This is a genomic window from Roseibium sp. JB4-4 (genome assembly GCF_055693425.1).
Genome location: NZ_CM146333.1, coordinates 35,942 through 52,285 on the forward strand (window position 1 = coordinate 35,942; position 16,344 = coordinate 52,285).

14 protein-coding genes and 1 riboswitch are annotated in these 16,344 nt (G+C 53.8%); of the genes, 7 read left to right on the plus strand and 7 right to left on the minus strand.

All coding sequences use genetic code 11. The features are described from left to right. Positions 1–116: 116 nt before the first annotated feature. From ACZ1HV_RS00235 to ACZ1HV_RS00250, 4 genes are all read right to left on the minus strand, one after another. Positions 117–878, minus strand: coding sequence for a transglutaminase family protein (locus ACZ1HV_RS00235; RefSeq protein WP_472716960.1), 762 nt, complete (start codon positions 876–878; stop codon positions 117–119). Between the two features lie 21 nt (positions 879–899). Further along, positions 900–1,850, minus strand: coding sequence for an alpha-E domain-containing protein (locus tag ACZ1HV_RS00240; protein WP_298820269.1), 951 nt, complete (start codon positions 1,848–1,850; stop codon positions 900–902). Continuing rightward, the gene (locus tag ACZ1HV_RS00245) at positions 1,851–3,275 is read right to left on the minus strand and encodes a circularly permuted type 2 ATP-grasp protein (protein ID WP_298820270.1); all 1,425 of its coding nucleotides are present in this window, start codon (positions 3,273–3,275) and stop codon (positions 1,851–1,853) included. Between the two features lie 110 nt (positions 3,276–3,385). Next, positions 3,386–4,387 carry a hypothetical protein gene (locus tag ACZ1HV_RS00250; protein WP_298820272.1) on the minus strand — a complete coding sequence of 334 codons (1,002 nt, stop codon included), beginning with the start codon at positions 4,385–4,387 and terminating at the stop codon, positions 3,386–3,388. Positions 4,388–4,660: 273 nt separating this feature from the next. Here ACZ1HV_RS00250 and ACZ1HV_RS00255 point away from each other — a divergent pair, with 273 nt between their 5' ends. Next, complete coding sequence (locus ACZ1HV_RS00255; protein ID WP_298820274.1) at positions 4,661–6,193, plus strand: acyl-CoA carboxylase subunit beta; 1,533 nt, start codon at positions 4,661–4,663, stop codon at positions 6,191–6,193. A gap of 75 nt (positions 6,194–6,268) precedes the next feature. Here ACZ1HV_RS00255 and ACZ1HV_RS00260 read toward each other — a convergent pair whose 3' ends face one another. Beyond that, a complete protein-coding gene (locus ACZ1HV_RS00260; RefSeq protein ID WP_298961937.1) occupies positions 6,269–6,583 on the minus strand; it encodes a hypothetical protein in 315 nt (104 codons plus the stop codon). Positions 6,584–6,984: 401 nt separating this feature from the next. Then, entirely contained in the window at positions 6,985–7,455 is a 471-nt protein-coding gene (locus ACZ1HV_RS00265) for a hypothetical protein (protein WP_298820278.1), read from the minus strand. Between the two features lie 250 nt (positions 7,456–7,705). On the opposite strand from ACZ1HV_RS00265, the gene ACZ1HV_RS00270 reads away from it, so the two are divergent. The 3 genes from ACZ1HV_RS00270 to ACZ1HV_RS00280 all read left to right on the plus strand — a co-directional run bounded on the left by ACZ1HV_RS00270 (position 7,706) and on the right by ACZ1HV_RS00280 (position 11,734). Next, positions 7,706–9,718 (plus strand): acetyl-CoA carboxylase biotin carboxylase subunit, encoded by a 2,013-nt coding sequence (locus ACZ1HV_RS00270; RefSeq protein WP_472716961.1) that lies wholly within the window; start codon positions 7,706–7,708, stop codon positions 9,716–9,718. Positions 9,719–9,816: 98 nt separating this feature from the next. Further along, positions 9,817–10,482: an HAD hydrolase-like protein gene (locus tag ACZ1HV_RS00275; RefSeq protein ID WP_472716962.1), complete on the plus strand. Its 666-nt coding sequence runs from the start codon at positions 9,817–9,819 to the stop codon at positions 10,480–10,482. Between the two features lie 115 nt (positions 10,483–10,597). Beyond that, a riboswitch (FMN riboswitch) is annotated at positions 10,598–10,746 on the plus strand. Between the two features lie 82 nt (positions 10,747–10,828). After that, complete coding sequence (locus tag ACZ1HV_RS00280) at positions 10,829–11,734, plus strand: DMT family transporter (protein WP_472716963.1); 906 nt, start codon at positions 10,829–10,831, stop codon at positions 11,732–11,734. 56 nt (positions 11,735–11,790) lie between these two features. Here the strand turns inward: ACZ1HV_RS00280 and ACZ1HV_RS00285 are convergent, their stop codons facing one another. After that, positions 11,791–13,359, minus strand: coding sequence for a putative bifunctional diguanylate cyclase/phosphodiesterase (locus ACZ1HV_RS00285; protein ID WP_472716964.1), 1,569 nt, complete (start codon positions 13,357–13,359; stop codon positions 11,791–11,793). Positions 13,360–13,750: 391 nt separating this feature from the next. Here ACZ1HV_RS00285 and ACZ1HV_RS00290 point away from each other — a divergent pair, with 391 nt between their 5' ends. From ACZ1HV_RS00290 to ACZ1HV_RS00300, 3 genes are all read left to right on the plus strand, one after another. Further along, positions 13,751–14,038 carry an acylphosphatase gene (locus tag ACZ1HV_RS00290; RefSeq protein ID WP_298820289.1) on the plus strand — a complete coding sequence of 96 codons (288 nt, stop codon included), beginning with the start codon at positions 13,751–13,753 and terminating at the stop codon, positions 14,036–14,038. A 216-nt stretch (positions 14,039–14,254) separates the two neighbouring features. Further along, complete coding sequence (locus tag ACZ1HV_RS00295; protein ID WP_472716965.1) at positions 14,255–15,475, plus strand: NAD-dependent epimerase/dehydratase family protein; 1,221 nt, start codon at positions 14,255–14,257, stop codon at positions 15,473–15,475. 8 nt (positions 15,476–15,483) lie between these two features. After that, on the plus strand, positions 15,484–16,338 hold the full coding sequence (locus ACZ1HV_RS00300) for a glycosyltransferase (protein ID WP_472716966.1): 855 nt from the start codon (positions 15,484–15,486) through the stop codon (positions 16,336–16,338). Positions 16,339–16,344 lie beyond the last annotated feature (6 nt).

The window sequence follows — 16,344 nt, forward strand, 5'->3', positions numbered from 1 at the left end:
CGCCCATGCTTCAATTCCGGGCTTCAGAAACCCGGCTTAGGTCTTTGCCTTATGACAGCTATTGCTGCTGTTGCAAAGCAGCCTGTGCGACATCCACTTCTACTTGAAGATTTTCTTCAAGACCGCCGAAACGAAGTCCTTTGATGGGCGCTGCGGAGCGCGAGATCGAGCCCGGTCGTGAGGCGAATGTAGCGGTCGGTCGGGCACATGGCATTGGAGATGTCGAATCCGGTCCATCCCAGTCCATTGATCAGAACCTCGGCCCAGGCATGATGTGCTTCGGAGGCCTGTTCTTCTTCCAGAAGCAAATATCCCGAGACGTATCTGGCTGGAATGCCGATCGAGCGAGCGGCCGCTATGAATATATGCGCGTGATCCTGGCACACGCCTTCGCCAGCAGCCAGTGCAGCGGTGGCGGATGCATGGGTCTCGGTGACGCCGATCCTGTATTCCACCTTATCGCGAATGGCATGCATGAGGGCGTGAAAGCCTGCGATCTTGTCATGGCTTTCGGCAAGTGTTGCAAGTTTGCGGATCGCCTGATTGGTCTGGGTCAACGGTGTCACGCGCGTATAGAGGCGGGTGGGAGCCCCTGCATCCGGTTCGTGCCCGATGACACCATTCGTATCGATGGTGTCGACGGTGCCCGACGCCGTTATCTCGACCGTCTCCACCGGCTCGCTTCTGGAGACCATATGCACCCGGTTCTCGAAGGCGTCCTTGTAAGTGGTGGCACGCTCAATGCCGGGAGCGTCGATGGACCATTCCACGATCGTCTGTGAGGGACCATCTTCAGGTGTCAGCCTGAGTTGCTGCATGGCATTGGCCAATGGCGTGTCGTAGCGGTATCGGGTCGTGTGTCGGACAGTCAGTCTCATGGGGTCGGTCCGGGGCTCAGGTCAGGCAAAGTTGTAGTCTTCGGAAAGCTGTTGGGCGAACTGGTTGTTCTTGCCGATGAAATCGGTCAGGAATTCATGGAGGCCTTCCTGATAGATTTCCCGCATTTGCTTTTGCCGTAACTCTTTTGCGATGTCGGTTGCAAGCTGTAGGCTCGGCTCGCTTGAGCCATAGAATTGTTCCAGGTCTTCCGCGGTATCGCTTATCCAATCGTAACAGTGCGCCAGAGACCGTGGCATTTCTTTCCTGAGCACGAGAAACTCGGTGATATTGAAAGCCTTCAGGTGGCCATTTGAATAGGCGAATCGGTAGCTTCTGCGACCGGAAAGCGCCCTGAGGATCGCGGACCACTGGAAACGGTCCGTCGAACCGTCTTCGATAATATCGTTGTCCGGCAGAAGTACCCAATATTGTGTGTTCAAGATGCGGGCCGTGTTGTCGGCACGCTCGACGAAGTTGCCCATCTGGCTGAAGCAATAACCGTCATCCCGCAGTACTGTGTTCAGGAAGGCTCCCCGGCAGAGATGTTCGCGATGGATCACCCAGGCCATGAAGTCGGGGAGTTTTTCCTGCGTTATCGATTGCGGATTGACTTCGGCAAACTCGATCCAGGTTGTGTTGATTGCCTCCCAAAGCTCAGCCGTGATGCTGGTACGCACAGCGCGGGCATTATTGCGCGCATGTTCCAGGCTGTTCCTGACACTTGCCGGATTGTCTTTGGAAAAGATCAGATAGTTGGTGACATTTCGAAGAGCCAGTTCGTCGTATTTGGCCTGAAAACCGCTTTCACAGCCGGCGCAGGTAAGTGCGAAAGTCCAATGTGTGCCGTGCTCCTGGCCCATGTGAGACATGATGGCGCCACGGTAGCCCACTTCCAGCAGGCGTGTGACGTTTAGCGCGCGCTCTTGATAACGCGACATCCAAAACAGCGAAGAAGCGGTTCTTCCGAGCATCTAATCCTCAAGTACCCAGGTGTCTTTGGTGCCGCCGCCCTGACTGGAGTTCACGACAAGCGACCCCCTTTTCAGTGCAACTCGGGTCAGGCCGCCGGGAGTGATGCGAACCCTGTCTCCGATCAGGACAAACGGGCGCAGGTCCACATGGCGCGGGGCAACGCCCGATGCCACATGTGTCGGGCAGGCCGACAGGGCCAAGGTTGGCTGCGCAATGTAGTTGGACGGATTGGATTCCAAAACCTTCCGGAATTCAGCAATTTCCCGCTTCGACGCAGTTGGACCTATCAGCATCCCATAGCCGCCGGATCCGTGAACTTCCTTCACCACAATCTCTTCAAGATTGTCCAAAACATAGGCAAGGTCGTCGGGGCGGGAACAGTTCCAGGTCGGCACGTTGTTCAAAATAGGCTTTTGACCTGTATAGAACTCGATGATGTCGGGCACATATGCATAGATCGCCTTGTCGTCCGCGATGCCGGTTCCGGGTGCATTGCAGATCGTGACATTGCCGGCCCGATAGGCGTCAAACAATCCCGGTACGCCTAGCATGCTGTTCGGATTGAAGGTGAGGGGGTCCAGAAACGCATCGTCTATGCGCCGGTAAATGACATCGACCTGCTTCGGTTGACGCGTCGTACGCATGAACACCTTGCCTGCATCGACAAAGAGATCTCGGCCCTCGACAAGCTCAACGCCCATTGAATCTGCCAAAAACGCGTGTTCAAAATAAGCGGAATTATAAATGCCCGGTGTCAGGACGACCACAGTCTGGGTTGACTTGGACAAGTCCGGAGCGACGCTTTCCAAGGTGCGGCGAAGGCTTTCCGGATATTGCTCGACCGGGGCGACACGATGCATCTGGAAGAGTTCGGGAAACAGGCGCATCATGGTTTCCCGGTTCTCCATCATGTAGGAGACGCCGGACGGTGTGCGGGTGTTGTCTTCAAGAACGTAGAATTCGTTCTCTGACACCCTGACGAGGTCGGTACCAATGATGTGCGCGTAAACTTTGCGTGCGGGTGTGAACCCGGCCATTTCCGGTAGAAACGCCTCGTTCTGCAAGATCAGATCGGCAGGTATTCTGCCGGCTCTCAGGATCTCCTGCCGGTGATAGATATCATGCATGAACGCATTCAGCGCCCGTACACGCTGATCGATGCCGGCTGACAGGCGCCGCCATTCCCCAGCCGATATCACACGCGGGATCGGGTCGAAGGGAATCAGGCGCTCGGTTGCCTCTTCGGCACCATAGACCGCAAAAGTGATGCCGAGACGTCTAAAGATCGTTTCGGCATCTCGGCTCTTTTTGGAAAGGAAGTTGGCGGGCTTGTCTTCAAGCCAATTTGAGAGCCTGGCATATGGAGTGCGAGGGTTCCCGGTCTCGTCGAGCATTTCATTGAAGAAAGTGCGAGCGTCCGCCATTGCCTCCCCTTTGCGTGTGCTTCGTTGTTAAGCAATCATTGCAAATTTCTGAAGGCTGTCAAAGTACAAACTGGCGGCGCTCTTGCTCACTCTTTAGGCAACTTCACATTCTAGTCTCTATAGGAAGTCGTTCCATCCACCTTTGTGAAGCGTCCTTTACCGTCAACATGAACGGTCATGGTGTCATCTGCGGACCAGTAGGGATAGTTGGTGAATTTGAAGATGCGCGGGTAGATCTTGAGTTTGCCGTTTTTCGCGACTTCCTTGGTGTTGGAGACCGTCAGCATGCCGGCTTCACTTCGCCCTGCCGGCTGCAACTGACTGAGATTGATGCCAGGCTGCTCATTGCGGTTGAAGCTCTGATAAAGCTCACCACCATAAACTGCACAGTCAATATGCAGTTTGCTGCGACCGATCCGCGGCCCTGAAGAAGTCGGAGCCCACTTGATGTTGCCGTCGATCCCCCATTCGTCCACCCCAAAACCGAGATGAATAGTCGTACCGTCTTTGACCGGGATGTTTTTCATACGCATATAAACGTTTCCGGAACGGTTCTCGACTGAGTACTCCGGCGAAATGTAGTTCCAGCCGATTTCACCATCCAGAACGTGAAGTTTTTGCCATTCATAGAAGATCCCGGCACCGATGGATGCCGATATTGGTGTGGGAAGGAGGTTGAATTGTCGTCCCTGCTGAACAACCCCGAGGTCGCCAACAATATACTGTGCGAGACGTTTACCGGATTCATGCAGTGCCCATTCGCCGGTCTGCTTACCAGCGGCTTTCATGACTTCCTTGAAAACGCTTGCTCCGGACTTGACGACCGCATCGGCGTCACCGCCAAAGGACAGTTCCCAGTCAAGACCGGAAGATGTAATGCCGTCCATCTCTCTTGCGGTGCGGCACCCTGTGACCAGAAGAACCGCCATGGCAGTGCCGGCTTCCGCCATCAAACCTGCGCGTTTGCCGGTCACCAGTACCTGTATGGGTAGTTTCTTCGATCCCATATTCCAGAGATCAAACTGAAAAACGCTTCCACCGGCGAGTATCGAACCGGAGAAACCGCCGCCTAAGATGGCAATCCATGTTGTTTCGGGACTGTATAAAGTCATCGCAAATGCTCCCAGCCGGCTTGCACTATTAAGCCATAAAAATGCATTTTGATTTCAGGGCAAAATCCCTTCGGTGCCCGGACCCAAACAAAAAAAGCGGCCCGTTCACAATCGCCGAACTTAGTATGAAATAACGTTAGGGGATGTGTCGCAAATCATATTTTTGCCGTTTTGTGGGTGCCGTCCGCGTACTTCCCCATAATCCCAAGTGCTGACTATGCCGCGACTGGGGGGCATGTTAGAGCCTCAGCTGACGTATTTTTGGAGGACCGGATGAAAGAAGTTCTGGCCGAATTGGAAACCCGCCGGGAAACCGCCCGGCTTGGTGGCGGGCAGCGTCGCATCGATGCGCAGCACTCGAAAGGCAAGCTGACGGCGCGTGAGCGGATCGAGATCCTTTTGGACGAAGGCTCGTTTGAAGAGTTCGACATGTTCAAGCAGCATCGGTGCACCGATTTCGGCATGGAAGAGCAGCACATTCCCGGCGACGGTGTTGTGACCGGTTGGGGTACTGTCAACGGTCGAACAGTCTATGTGTTTTCGAAAGACTTCACGGTTTTCGGAGGCTCCCTGTCGGAAGCCCATGCTGAAAAAATAACCAAGCTGCAGGACATGGCACTGCAAAATCGCGCGCCAGTCATTGGTCTCTTCGACGCCGGTGGGGCCCGTATTCAGGAAGGTGTCGCCGCGCTGGGCGGATACGGCGAAGTGTTCAAGCGCAACGTGCTTGCATCAGGTGTTATTCCCCAAATATCGTTGATTATGGGACCTTGTGCCGGAGGAGATGTCTATTGTCCGGCCATGACCGATTTTATCTTCATGGTCAGGGACACGTCCTACATGTTCGTTACCGGACCTGATGTTGTGAAGACGGTCACCAACGAAACCGTGACAGCAGAAGAACTCGGCGGCGCGTCGATCCATACGACAAAGTCTTCCATCGCGGACGGGGCGTTCGACAACGATGTTGAGGCGCTGGATGAAATGCGGCGTCTGATCGATTTTCTACCCATGAACAATCAGGCCGATTTACCTGAACTGACGAATTACGACGATCCGGAGCGTATCGACAACAGCCTGGATACCCTCATTCCGGACAATCCGAACAAGCCTTACGACATGAAGGAACTCGTTCTTAAAACAGTCGATGAGGGCGACTTCTACGAACTGCAAGCCAGTTTTGCGGGAAACATTATTACCGGGCTCGGGCGTATCGAAGGGCGGACGGTTGGCATTATTGCCAATCAACCGATGGTGCTTGCCGGGGTTCTGGATTCTGATGCGAGCCGCAAGGCTGCACGGTTCGTGCGGTTTTGCGACTGTTTCGGCATTCCGATCGTCACCTTTGTCGATGTACCTGGTTTCTTGCCTGGGACGTCGCAGGAATATGGTGGCCTCATCAAACATGGAGCGAAGCTGTTGTTTGCCTACACGGAAGCGACAGTACCGAAAGTGACCGTGATTACGCGCAAAGCCTATGGCGGCGCTTATGACGTCATGAGTTCGAAGCATATCGGTGGCGACATCAACTATGCCTGGCCGTCTGCCGAAATTGCGGTCATGGGGGCAAAGGGTGCCGTTGAGATCCTTTATCGGTCAGAACTTGGCGATGCGGACAAGATTGCACAGCGCACCAAGGACTACGAAGACAGGTTTGCAAACCCGTTTGTTGCTGCCGAACGTGGGTATATCGACGATGTGATCCGACCTCATTCAACCCGTCGCAGGGTTGCCAAAGCACTTGCTTTGCTGCGGACGAAGAATGTTGAGATGCCATGGAAGAAGCACGACAACATCCCGCTGTGAACAGAGACGGAATGCTAGGTTGCGAGACGACAAAGGGCCGGTTTTCCGGCCCTTTCTTGGATCTGGAATTGGTGATCAATTCCAGCGATTAAAGCCGCCGCGTCCGAATAGTGGTTCTTTGCACTGGTAGGCCACAGGACATTTGCGGTTGTCGCGCGTCGGGCCGTACTGCACGAACAGCTCCTGGTTCCAATCGCAATAGCTTCTGTTTGAAACGAACATGGAATAGGTGTGCTGGCCTGTCGTGAAGACGACGGCGCCATGCCGAACCACCATGTTCTGTGCTTGTGCGCAGGTCATTTGACGAAGGTCCGGGCGCGCCTCTGCGGCGGTGGCCATGCAAATACCGGCAAGAGCGAGCGTTGCGCTGAAGAGTTTGCCTTTACGCATTGATATCTCCTTGCGATGCCGGAAAACTTTGTTGCGTTTGAAATCCGGCGAGAAGCAATAGTTTAAAGAGTGACTCTTGAACTTAACCTAGGGTAAGAGCTTGACGAAGTCTGTATCAATTCGCCTTGCGGAGATGTGACGCCGGACACTTAAATTCAGCTTAGCTCCCGTTTTGCGAATAGGTCCTATTTTAAGAAGTCGGGCCCAAGAAGAGCTTCGATCATAGAATTGTGTAGCGAATTTGCCTGAAGTTCCGGGTGCGAACGGCAGATTGCCTAAATTGCTTGAATGGCTGAAACGCACGCGTCGAAAGATTACCTGAAGCAACAATCAGCAGGCTGAGTTGGCTCAATCGCAATCCATGGGAAAATGGTGTTGAGGGACGGGCTCCCAAACACTGATCAGGAATGTATCTTCCCGAAATCCGTCGGGCAGACGGGGCCGGGCAGGATCTGTTGGACGCCTTTGAGCGAAAATCCAGCGTAACGGTTGTCTTCGAATTTGACCGCCAAAGTGCTGGCCGCCCGCAGGCGATGCCAGACATAGCTGAAACTGTCGGAACAAGCGGCGCAATCGCTGCCGATATATCCCTGTTTGTTGACCGGCAGATCAAGGATCTCACGGTCCAGGATCAGCTTAACGTGGCTGTTCGGCTTTGGTGTTTGACCATCGATTTCGATATGGAGAACGGTTCCGTTGACCTTGCGCGCCGGATGGCACCAAATGATGAAGTTGGCGCCGACATTGTTTGTGGTCCAGTAACGGGTGAAACCGTCGACGTCGCCTCGGTTCCACTTGGCGAACGTCTCTGCGTTCCCGGTCTGAGACAACAATGTGACTGCAACGAGTGCAAAAGCAAAAAGCTTTGCCATGGGTTCTCCTCCAAGCATTAGTATTTACTGCAGTAGTTTTCTTAAGATTGAGATAAAAGCGGCTTGCAATTTTCTGCCGGAACCGGCTGAAAAGCATCACATTTCTGTCAGGGGCATTCCGTTGATGTATCAGGAGCCAGATGGAGAGCGATGCAAGGTGTCCGCAATACTCCTCTCGCCCTTTGGATAAGTTGCGCAGGGCAGTGGCCCAGCCTACAACTCTGGAAACGATCCAGCTGGGTGGAATTCAATGTTCTCGAAAATTCTTGTCGCCAACCGGGGCGAGATCGCTTGCCGGGTTATCAAGACGGCACGCCGCATGGGCATCAAGACGGTTGCAGTCTATTCAGACGCAGACCGGGACGCGCTGCATGTTGAGATGGCTGACGAAGCGGTTCATATCGGACCGGCTGCCGCTGCTGAGTCCTATCTGCTGGCTGACAAGATCATAGCTGCGTGCAAGGAAACGGGTGCCGAGGCTGTTCACCCGGGATATGGGTTCTTGTCCGAACGCTCGAGCTTTCCAGAGGCACTGGCCAAAGAAGGAATTGTCTGGATCGGCCCAAACTCTCGCGCTATCGAGGCTATGGGTGACAAGATCGAATCCAAAAAGTTCGCAAACAACGCCAATGTCAGCACGGTTCCCGGGTATCTCGGTGTGATTGAATCGGCAGATCAGGCCGTTGAGATAGCAGGTGACATTGGCTACCCGGTGATGATCAAGGCCTCTGCCGGCGGCGGCGGCAAAGGAATGCGTATCGCCTGGAATGAGGAAGAGGCCAGGGACGGGTACACGCGTTCCAAGTCCGAAGCGGCATCTTCATTTGGCGACGACCGCGTCTTTATCGAAAAGTTTATCGAAAACCCCCGTCACATTGAAATTCAGGTTCTTGGTGACAAGCACGGAAACGCGATTTACCTGGGAGAGCGCGAATGCTCGATCCAGCGCCGCAATCAGAAGGTCATCGAAGAAGCTCCGTCGCCGCTGCTTGACGAGGAAACGCGTCGCAAGATGGGCGAGCAAGCCGTCGCACTTGCGCAAGCCGTCGATTATGACAGCGCGGGTACGGTTGAGTTCGTTGCCGGTCAGGACAAGAGCTTTTATTTTCTGGAAATGAACACCCGTCTTCAAGTCGAACACCCGGTCACGGAACTGATTACCGGTGTTGACCTGGTTGAGCAGATGATCCGCGTTGCAGCGGGTGAAAAACTGTCTCTTGAACAGGATGATGTGAAGTTGAAAGGCTGGTCGGTCGAAAGCCGGATCTATGCTGAAGATCCCTATCGGAATTTTCTGCCGTCGATCGGACGTTTGGTGCGCTATCAGCCGCCAGAAGAGGTCTCTGCTGACGGTTTGACGATCCGGAACGACACCGGTGTTGTCGAAGGGTCGGAGATCTCCATGTTCTACGATCCCATGATTGCCAAGCTGATTACCCATGCTCCAACCCGCGAACAAGCCATCGACGCAATGAGCACGGCGCTAGATGCATTTTATGTCGATGGGATCCAGCACAACGTTCCATTCCTGACCGCGCTGATGAACCATCCGCGTTGGCGATCCGGGGAATTGGCAACGAGTTTCATTGCCGACGAATACCCGGACGGGTTCTCACCTGCCGTTCCAGACGAAGCTGCCTATTCTGTGCTTGCGGCTGTCGCTCTTTCTATGGGAGCCCTGGAGCGTGAACGTCTGGACCATCTGCCAGGTCGCTTGCGGCCTCATTCAGGCGCTGTTCGGGAAGACTGGGTGGTCCGGCTCGACAAGACTTATGTGCCGATACGTCTTGCCGCAGGTTATCCCGGGACACCTGTCGAACTCGATGTTGCCGTCGGTGATGGCCCTTTGATGAATGTTGAATCGGACTGGGCCCCTGGAGCCCCGCTTTGGTCAGGTAAAGTCGGCGATCAGCCGGTAACAGTGCAAATCCGAAAGGTAACCGGTGGCCATCGACTGGACTGGCAAGGTTATTCCGTCGTTGCAAAAGTAATGACACCGAGGGTTGCCGAACTTGACGAACTGATGCCTGAAAAGCTGCCGCCGGACACGTCCAAGATGTTGTTGTGTCCAATGCCGGGGCTCGTTGTCTCGATAGCCGTTGACGAAGGGCAAGAGGTGAAGGCTGGTGAACAGCTTGCGGTAGTCGAAGCCATGAAGATGGAGAATGTCCTGAGAGCTGAGAGGGACTGCACGATTTCAGCCATCAAGGCAGCTCCAGGTGACAGCCTCGCCGTGGACGCGGTGATCATGGAGTTCTCGTGATTTGAAGCTTGATTGACACCTTGAGCGGACAAACGCTAGTGCTGCGGCCCATGGCATTTATGCCATGGGTCGTTTTGATTGTTTAACAGGAAAGCTGGATGTCCGTTACAACCGTATTGTTTGACCTGGATGGGACGCTTACAGACCCTTTTGAGGGCATTACTCGTTCGATCCAATACGCCCTTGAAGGGATGTCATCGAAGGTTCCAGACGCAAAAGATCTCCTTTGGTGTATCGGCCCCTCGCTTTGGGACAGCTTCCGCGTTCTTCTTGACACTGATGAAAAGGCAGAGCTCGACCGGGCCGTTGCTCTTTATAGAGAGCGTTTCACTGACGTTGGTCTTTACGAGAATACGTTGATCGAGGGGATACCCCAGGCGCTGAGTGAATTGCGCAGATTGGGTTTTGAATTGCATGTCTGCACGTCCAAACCTCATGCCTATGCGGGAAAAATAGTCGAGCACTTCGAACTGATGCCGTATTTCGGCAAGGTGTACGGTTCGGAACTTGACGGCAGACGTTCTGCGAAAGCCGACCTGATCTCTCATATTCTCGATGAAGAAGGCATCACATCCACGCAAGTCGTTATGATTGGCGATCGCGAACACGATCTGATTGGTGCAAAGGCGAATGGTGTTGACAGTATCGGGGTTCTTTGGGGATACGGCAGCCACGATGAGCTCCACAAGGAAGACCCGGTGCTGATTGCTCGAAAGCCTTCGGAAATTGTCCAGTTCCTTGAAAGCAGGTTCGTGCGCGTCTGAAGCGTTTTTTGCAGTCGGGTCGGCACTATTGACTTACAATCTTTCAGTGACACTGAATTTTTAGCCGCTAAGGCGTTGCCAAGGCCGAAAGCACCGGCTAGATAAACCGACAGAGAACAGTTCTCGGGGCGGGGTGCAATTCCCCACCGGCGGTATCAGGGAAACCTGGAGCCCGCGAGCGCCTTGAAACAACCGTTTCAAGGGTCAGCAGATCCGGTGAGAGGCCGGAGCCGACGGTTACAGTCCGGATGAGAGAGAACTTGAACGCTGGTCTGACACTCAGGCCTGCGGGCGCGTGTCTTTTGAGACTGTTCTGGATTGAACGAACCGGACAGGATCAAACGAAATGACTTCATCTTCCAGCGGAGCCTTTTCCGGCCCCTTGTTTGCCGCCCTTGCGATGGTTGGGGCAGGGGCATGTTTTGCCCTGGTCAATGGGGCCCTCCAGGCCTCTACAATGCAATTGGGTGTGCCTTCAACATCGGCTGCTTTCTGGCAATACGCCCTTGGCTTGCTCATTGCCTTGCCCTGGGTATTGCGGCGCGGACTGTCATCCCTGAAAACGCGCCAGCTCGGTTGGCATCTGTTACGCGCAGCGCTGGCTGTCGTCGGTATTCAGTTATGGGTGGCCGGTCTTGCCAGAGTGGAAATTTGGCAGGCGATTGCTCTCGTAATGACGTCGCCGTTCTTCGTCATCATCGGTGCGAAACTGTTTTTCTCCGAGAAAGTAGGCGCGGTCCGCTGGCTGGCGACCATCGCAGGTTTCTCGGGTGGTATGATTATCCTCCAGCCATGGACGGAGGCATTTCATTGGGGGGCTGTGTTGCCCGTTGCCGCTGCAGCTTTCTGGGCGGGTACGTCTCTCGTCACCAAGAAGCTGACCGCGACCGAACAAGCAGATTCCATTACGGTTTATCTGCTGCTGCTGCTGACACCGGTCAATGCCCTGCTTGCTCTTGGTGATGGTGGAATTGTGCCGTCTGGGATTGCTCTTTGGTTGTTGATCGGCGCCGGTGTTCTGACCGTCGTGGCAAACTATCTTCTGACGCTGGCTTATAAACATGCCGACGCCACCTTTGTGCAGCCGTTTGATCACTTGAAGCTGCCACTCAATATTGCCGTTGGTTTTCTGGCATTTGGATTTGCACCTTCCGGAGCCTTCTGGCCCGGTGCACTCGTTATTGTCGGTGCATCGCTGCTGGTCATGCTGGATGAACAAAAGCGAAGTGCGGCCATGTCCCGCGCAGCGTGAGTACGCGCTCACTCAAGGGTGCCAAATGAGTGCTGGTTCACAGAAGTATGCGGTGTTCAACCTGCCGAAGCGGTGAGATGGACATTTCCATGTGCTGGCAAGGTCGTGTTGCGTGCTTCGTCCGATTGGAGCAGCGCTTCAAAGGCAGCTTCTTCAATCGGACGGGAAAAATAGTATCCTTGAAGCAGCGTGCAGCCTTGCTCTGTGAGGATGTCTGCATGCTGGCTGGTTTCCACGCCCTCTGCTACCACTTCAATGGAAAGGGTTCGGGCGATATCGAGAATGCTGGCGACGAGGCTTCGTGCCTGCTCCGACTCGACAACCGGCGCTGTCAGATTTCTGTCGATTTTCAATCGGCGAGGTTTCATTTCCAAAAGGCTCAGGATAGAGGCGCGTCCGGACCCGAAATCATCGATCTCAACTTCAACACCAAGCCCTTCCAGGGCATCCAAATTGAATTTCGAAACGTCGTCGAGTTCTTCAAACGTCACCGCTTCGCTTATTTCAAAAATGATTGTGTTCGGTTGAACGCCCGCGGCTTGAACCGTACTCAGGAAACTTGGCGACTTTAGTCTCTCCGCTGAAATATTGACCGAAATGCGCGGCGGATTTTGCAGCATCCGCTCCCAGGTCTTTCTCTTCTTTACAGCTTCTTCGAACATGGCCTGGTCGATATCGGCAAGCACACCAAGAGTTTGAGCCAGATCCATGAAAACGGCAGGCGGCAGCACGCCGCGTGTTGGATGTCTCCATCGCACAAGCGCTTCAGCTCCAACGATTTTTTTCGTCGATGAGTCCACCAGCGGTTGGTAAACAGGAAAAAATTCTTTGTTTGCAATGGCCCGCAGCAGATCGTTGGAGAGAACCGTGTTCTTTTCGAAATCGGACCGGAAAGAAGGTTCAAACACTTCGATCCGGTTGCGCCCACCGACTTTGGCTCTATGGAGCGCGATATCGGCATTCATGAGCAGGGTTTCCGGGTCGGTATCATCGCCGCGCGAATTGATGTCGTGAACAGCCACACCAATGCTAACGCCGATCGTGCACTCGGTGTTTTGATAAATGAAGGACCTGTTGAGGGTTGTAGCGAGCTCTGTGGCGATCGCCTTGGCGTCGGCTTCTTGTTGCACGTCTGCGGCGATAACAAATTCGTCCCCGCCGATACGCGCGAGCATCCAGTCCTTCGAAGTGTTTTCAGCAAGTAGATGCGCAACTTGTTTGAGAATGTGATCACCGAAGGCAGGGCCCAACCTGTCATTGACGTGTTTGAAGCGATCCAGATCCACTTGAATGAGTGCAAACGGAAGGCTTGAACGTGTTTGCGGGTTTAATCGCTTTTGAAGCGCATCGAAGAAGAAATGGCGGTTCGGCAATCCTGTCAGCAAATCTGTCTGTGCAAGATGCCTCAAATCGGCTTCTGCGGTTACACGTCGTTTAATTTCTTTCTTAAGGTCATTTAGGCGCCGGAACGTGAAGACCAGCAAGATGACGGGAGACGCAAACAGCGCCGTAATGATCTCATCAAGTTCGTAGTCTTCATGTGCCCGCGAAAAACCGTAAATCCGCTCAAATGCATCCAGCTCCGCAAGAATGAGCGTCAAAGCTGCAAGACCAGCCAGTGTCATTGCAACTTCCGGCAATAGTCTTTTGCGTATGTTAGACGCGAAGGCTCTTTGTCTGAAAGGCATTTGGAAGGACTCGCCTAGAATTACTTGACAGTAAATCTTATTGGCAAATGTTACTAAATTATTAGTTGCATTGTAGGATCTAGCTAATTGATCAACTTTTCTATTTTATTTGGTTTTATTGGACGGGTTATGATGAACTATTTGTTTATGTCGAATAAAATACAACCGCACTTCAATTTAAGGTGGAGTGCGGCTTCGTCCGTTCGAATCAGTTTCAATTGCACCGGCTGTGGTCGTGGCCTTTGGATTGTCCACGAATACCTCGATCCTTCAGTGGAACCGCCGTCATGATTGTGCTTCATTCAACTGCGGGTGAAATGAGGTTCGAATGACGAGTGATCCATTGACCGTTCATGTTCTGGTCGAGGGAAGGGTGCAAGGTGTCGGCTATCGAGCGTGGTGCGCAGCCGAGGCTGAGCGACGTCAGCTTTCCGGTTGGGTGCGAAACTTGAGAACAGGCGCTGTAGAAGCCGTTTTTTCAGGCCCTTCGGATACGGTCGTCGATATGCTGGATGCGCTTTGGAAAGGTCCGTCCTTAGCGCGTGTTCGCTCCCTCAAGGACCTTGCGCCTGTCAGTCCCTGTAGCGGCGGTTTTGAAATGCGTGAAACAGCCTAACTGCCGTCAAACACGTTGCGAAGGTCACATTGGACCGTCTTCGCCCCCGTTTGGATCGGACGCATCCGAGAAACCCATGGCGCTGCGGTATAGTGTATCAATCTGTAAATTCACCGTTGAATTGTCACGGAAAAATCGCAATGATCTGATCTCTCATATAGCACAATTTGAGTGAAACACTCTTGTGCCGAATTGTGTAACTCGGGGAGATGACTTTTGAAAATTGCGATACTTGGCGGTGACGGTTTTGTCGGCTGGCCTACATCCTTGCATTTGTCGGATAAAGGCCACGAGGTTCACATTGTCGACAATCTCAGCCGTCGCTGGATCGACGCCGAGCTGGGCGTCCAGTCACTGACGCCGATGGATTCCATTCAGGAACGAACACGTATCTGGAAACAGGAAACCGGCAATACCATCAATTTTCATTTGATCGATATTGCCGAAGACTACGAGGTGTTCAAAGGCTGGCTTGCGGATTACCGGCCTGACGCAATCATTCATTTCGCCGAACAGCGCGCAGCGCCGTATTCGATGAAATCCGATCAGCACAAGAACTACACGGTCAACAACAACGTCAACGCCACTCATCACTTGCTCAACGCCATGGTGGAGCTGGATCTGGATGCGCACCTTGTTCATCTCGGCACAATGGGTGTTTACGGCTATTCCAATGTCGGTGCCGCAATCCCTGAAGGATATCTGTCGGTGGATGTGGACACCCTAGCCGGGCACAAGGCTAACCAGGAAATCCTTTATCCGGCAAACCCGGGCTCCATCTATCACATGACCAAGTGTCTGGATCAGTTACTCTTCCAGTTCTACGCAAAGAACGACGGCATGAGGATCACCGATCTGCATCAGGGGATCGTCTGGGGCACACACACGCAGCAGACACTGCGCCACAAACAGCTGATCAACCGGTTCGATTACGATGGTGATTACGGCACTGTCCTGAACAGGTTTCTGATCCAGGCGGCCATCGGCTACCCGCTCACGGTTCATGGTACGGGTGGACAGACAAGAGCTTTCATTCACATTCAAGATTCGGTTCGTTGTATCGAACTGGCTCTCAAGAACCCGCCTGTGCGTGGCGATCGGGTGAAGGTCTTCAACCAGATGACTGAAACCCACCGTGTGCGCGATCTTGCGGAAATGATCTCGCGCCAGACAGGGGCCAAGGTTGCCTATCTGCCAAATCCACGCAAGGAGGCGGCTGAGAACGATCTTGTTGTCGAGAACAAGCAGTTTCTCGAGCTGGGCCTGGATCCGATTACCCTGGAAGAGGGGTTGCTCGATGAAGTCGTCGATGTTGCCAAAGCTTACGCCTACCGGGTCGACCGCAGCCGTGTACCTGCCGTTTCTGCCTGGACAAAGGAGATTGCCGGTGAAGTCGAGCATGATCCTGAACATCCTCGGCTGAAGTCAGTTTCCTGACCAGAGCGATGAACGATGCTCCTGCGTTCAACCGGGCGCCCTCAGCCAGAGTTGCCTATGTCACTTTGGTGACCAATCAGGACTATATTCTGGGAGCGAGCGCCTTGTTGCGCTCGCTTCGCCGAACCGGGACCGAAGCCGACCTGGTGGTGCTTCACACACCTGGTGTCGACGAGGCGGATCTCGCCGTGCTTGAAAACTTCAAACCAAGGCTTGGCCGCTGTGAAAGGCTTGCAACCTCTGCAGCCTTCAACGAACGCCACGAAAGGGGACGCCTTCACAAGGCAGCACCGTTTTCAAAGGGCGGCAAACCCCAGTTTCACACGCCGCTGGACAATTTCGTCAAACTGCGGCTCTGGCAACTGCGCGACTATGAAAAGGTTGTTTTTATCGACGCGGATGCATTGGTCTTGAAAAACTGTGACAAGCTGTTCGAGTATCCGGAGTTCTGCGCCGGGCCAAATGTCTATGAGAGTCTTGCAGATTTTCATCGCCTGAACAGTGGGGTTTTCACGGCCACGCCGAGCGCCGCGACCTTTTCCGCAATGGCAGCTGCGCTGGACCGGCCGGATGTGTTTTGGCGGCGGACCGACCAGACGTTCCTGGAAAGCTATTTTCCTGACTGGCACGGCCTGCCGGTTTTCTACAACATGCTGCAATATGTCTGGTTCAACCTGCCTGAGCTATGGGACTGGAACCAAATTCACGTTCTGCATTTCCAGTATGAAAAACCGTGGCAAACCGATCATCCCAAGGCTGAGTTGTTGCGTCCGCTCATTGATCTGTGGCAGGCCTTTGCGAGCGGGACGGGAATACCGGAAGACATTGGGTGTTTGCGCGGGCCTGCGGTACTTGTAACCTGACAGGCT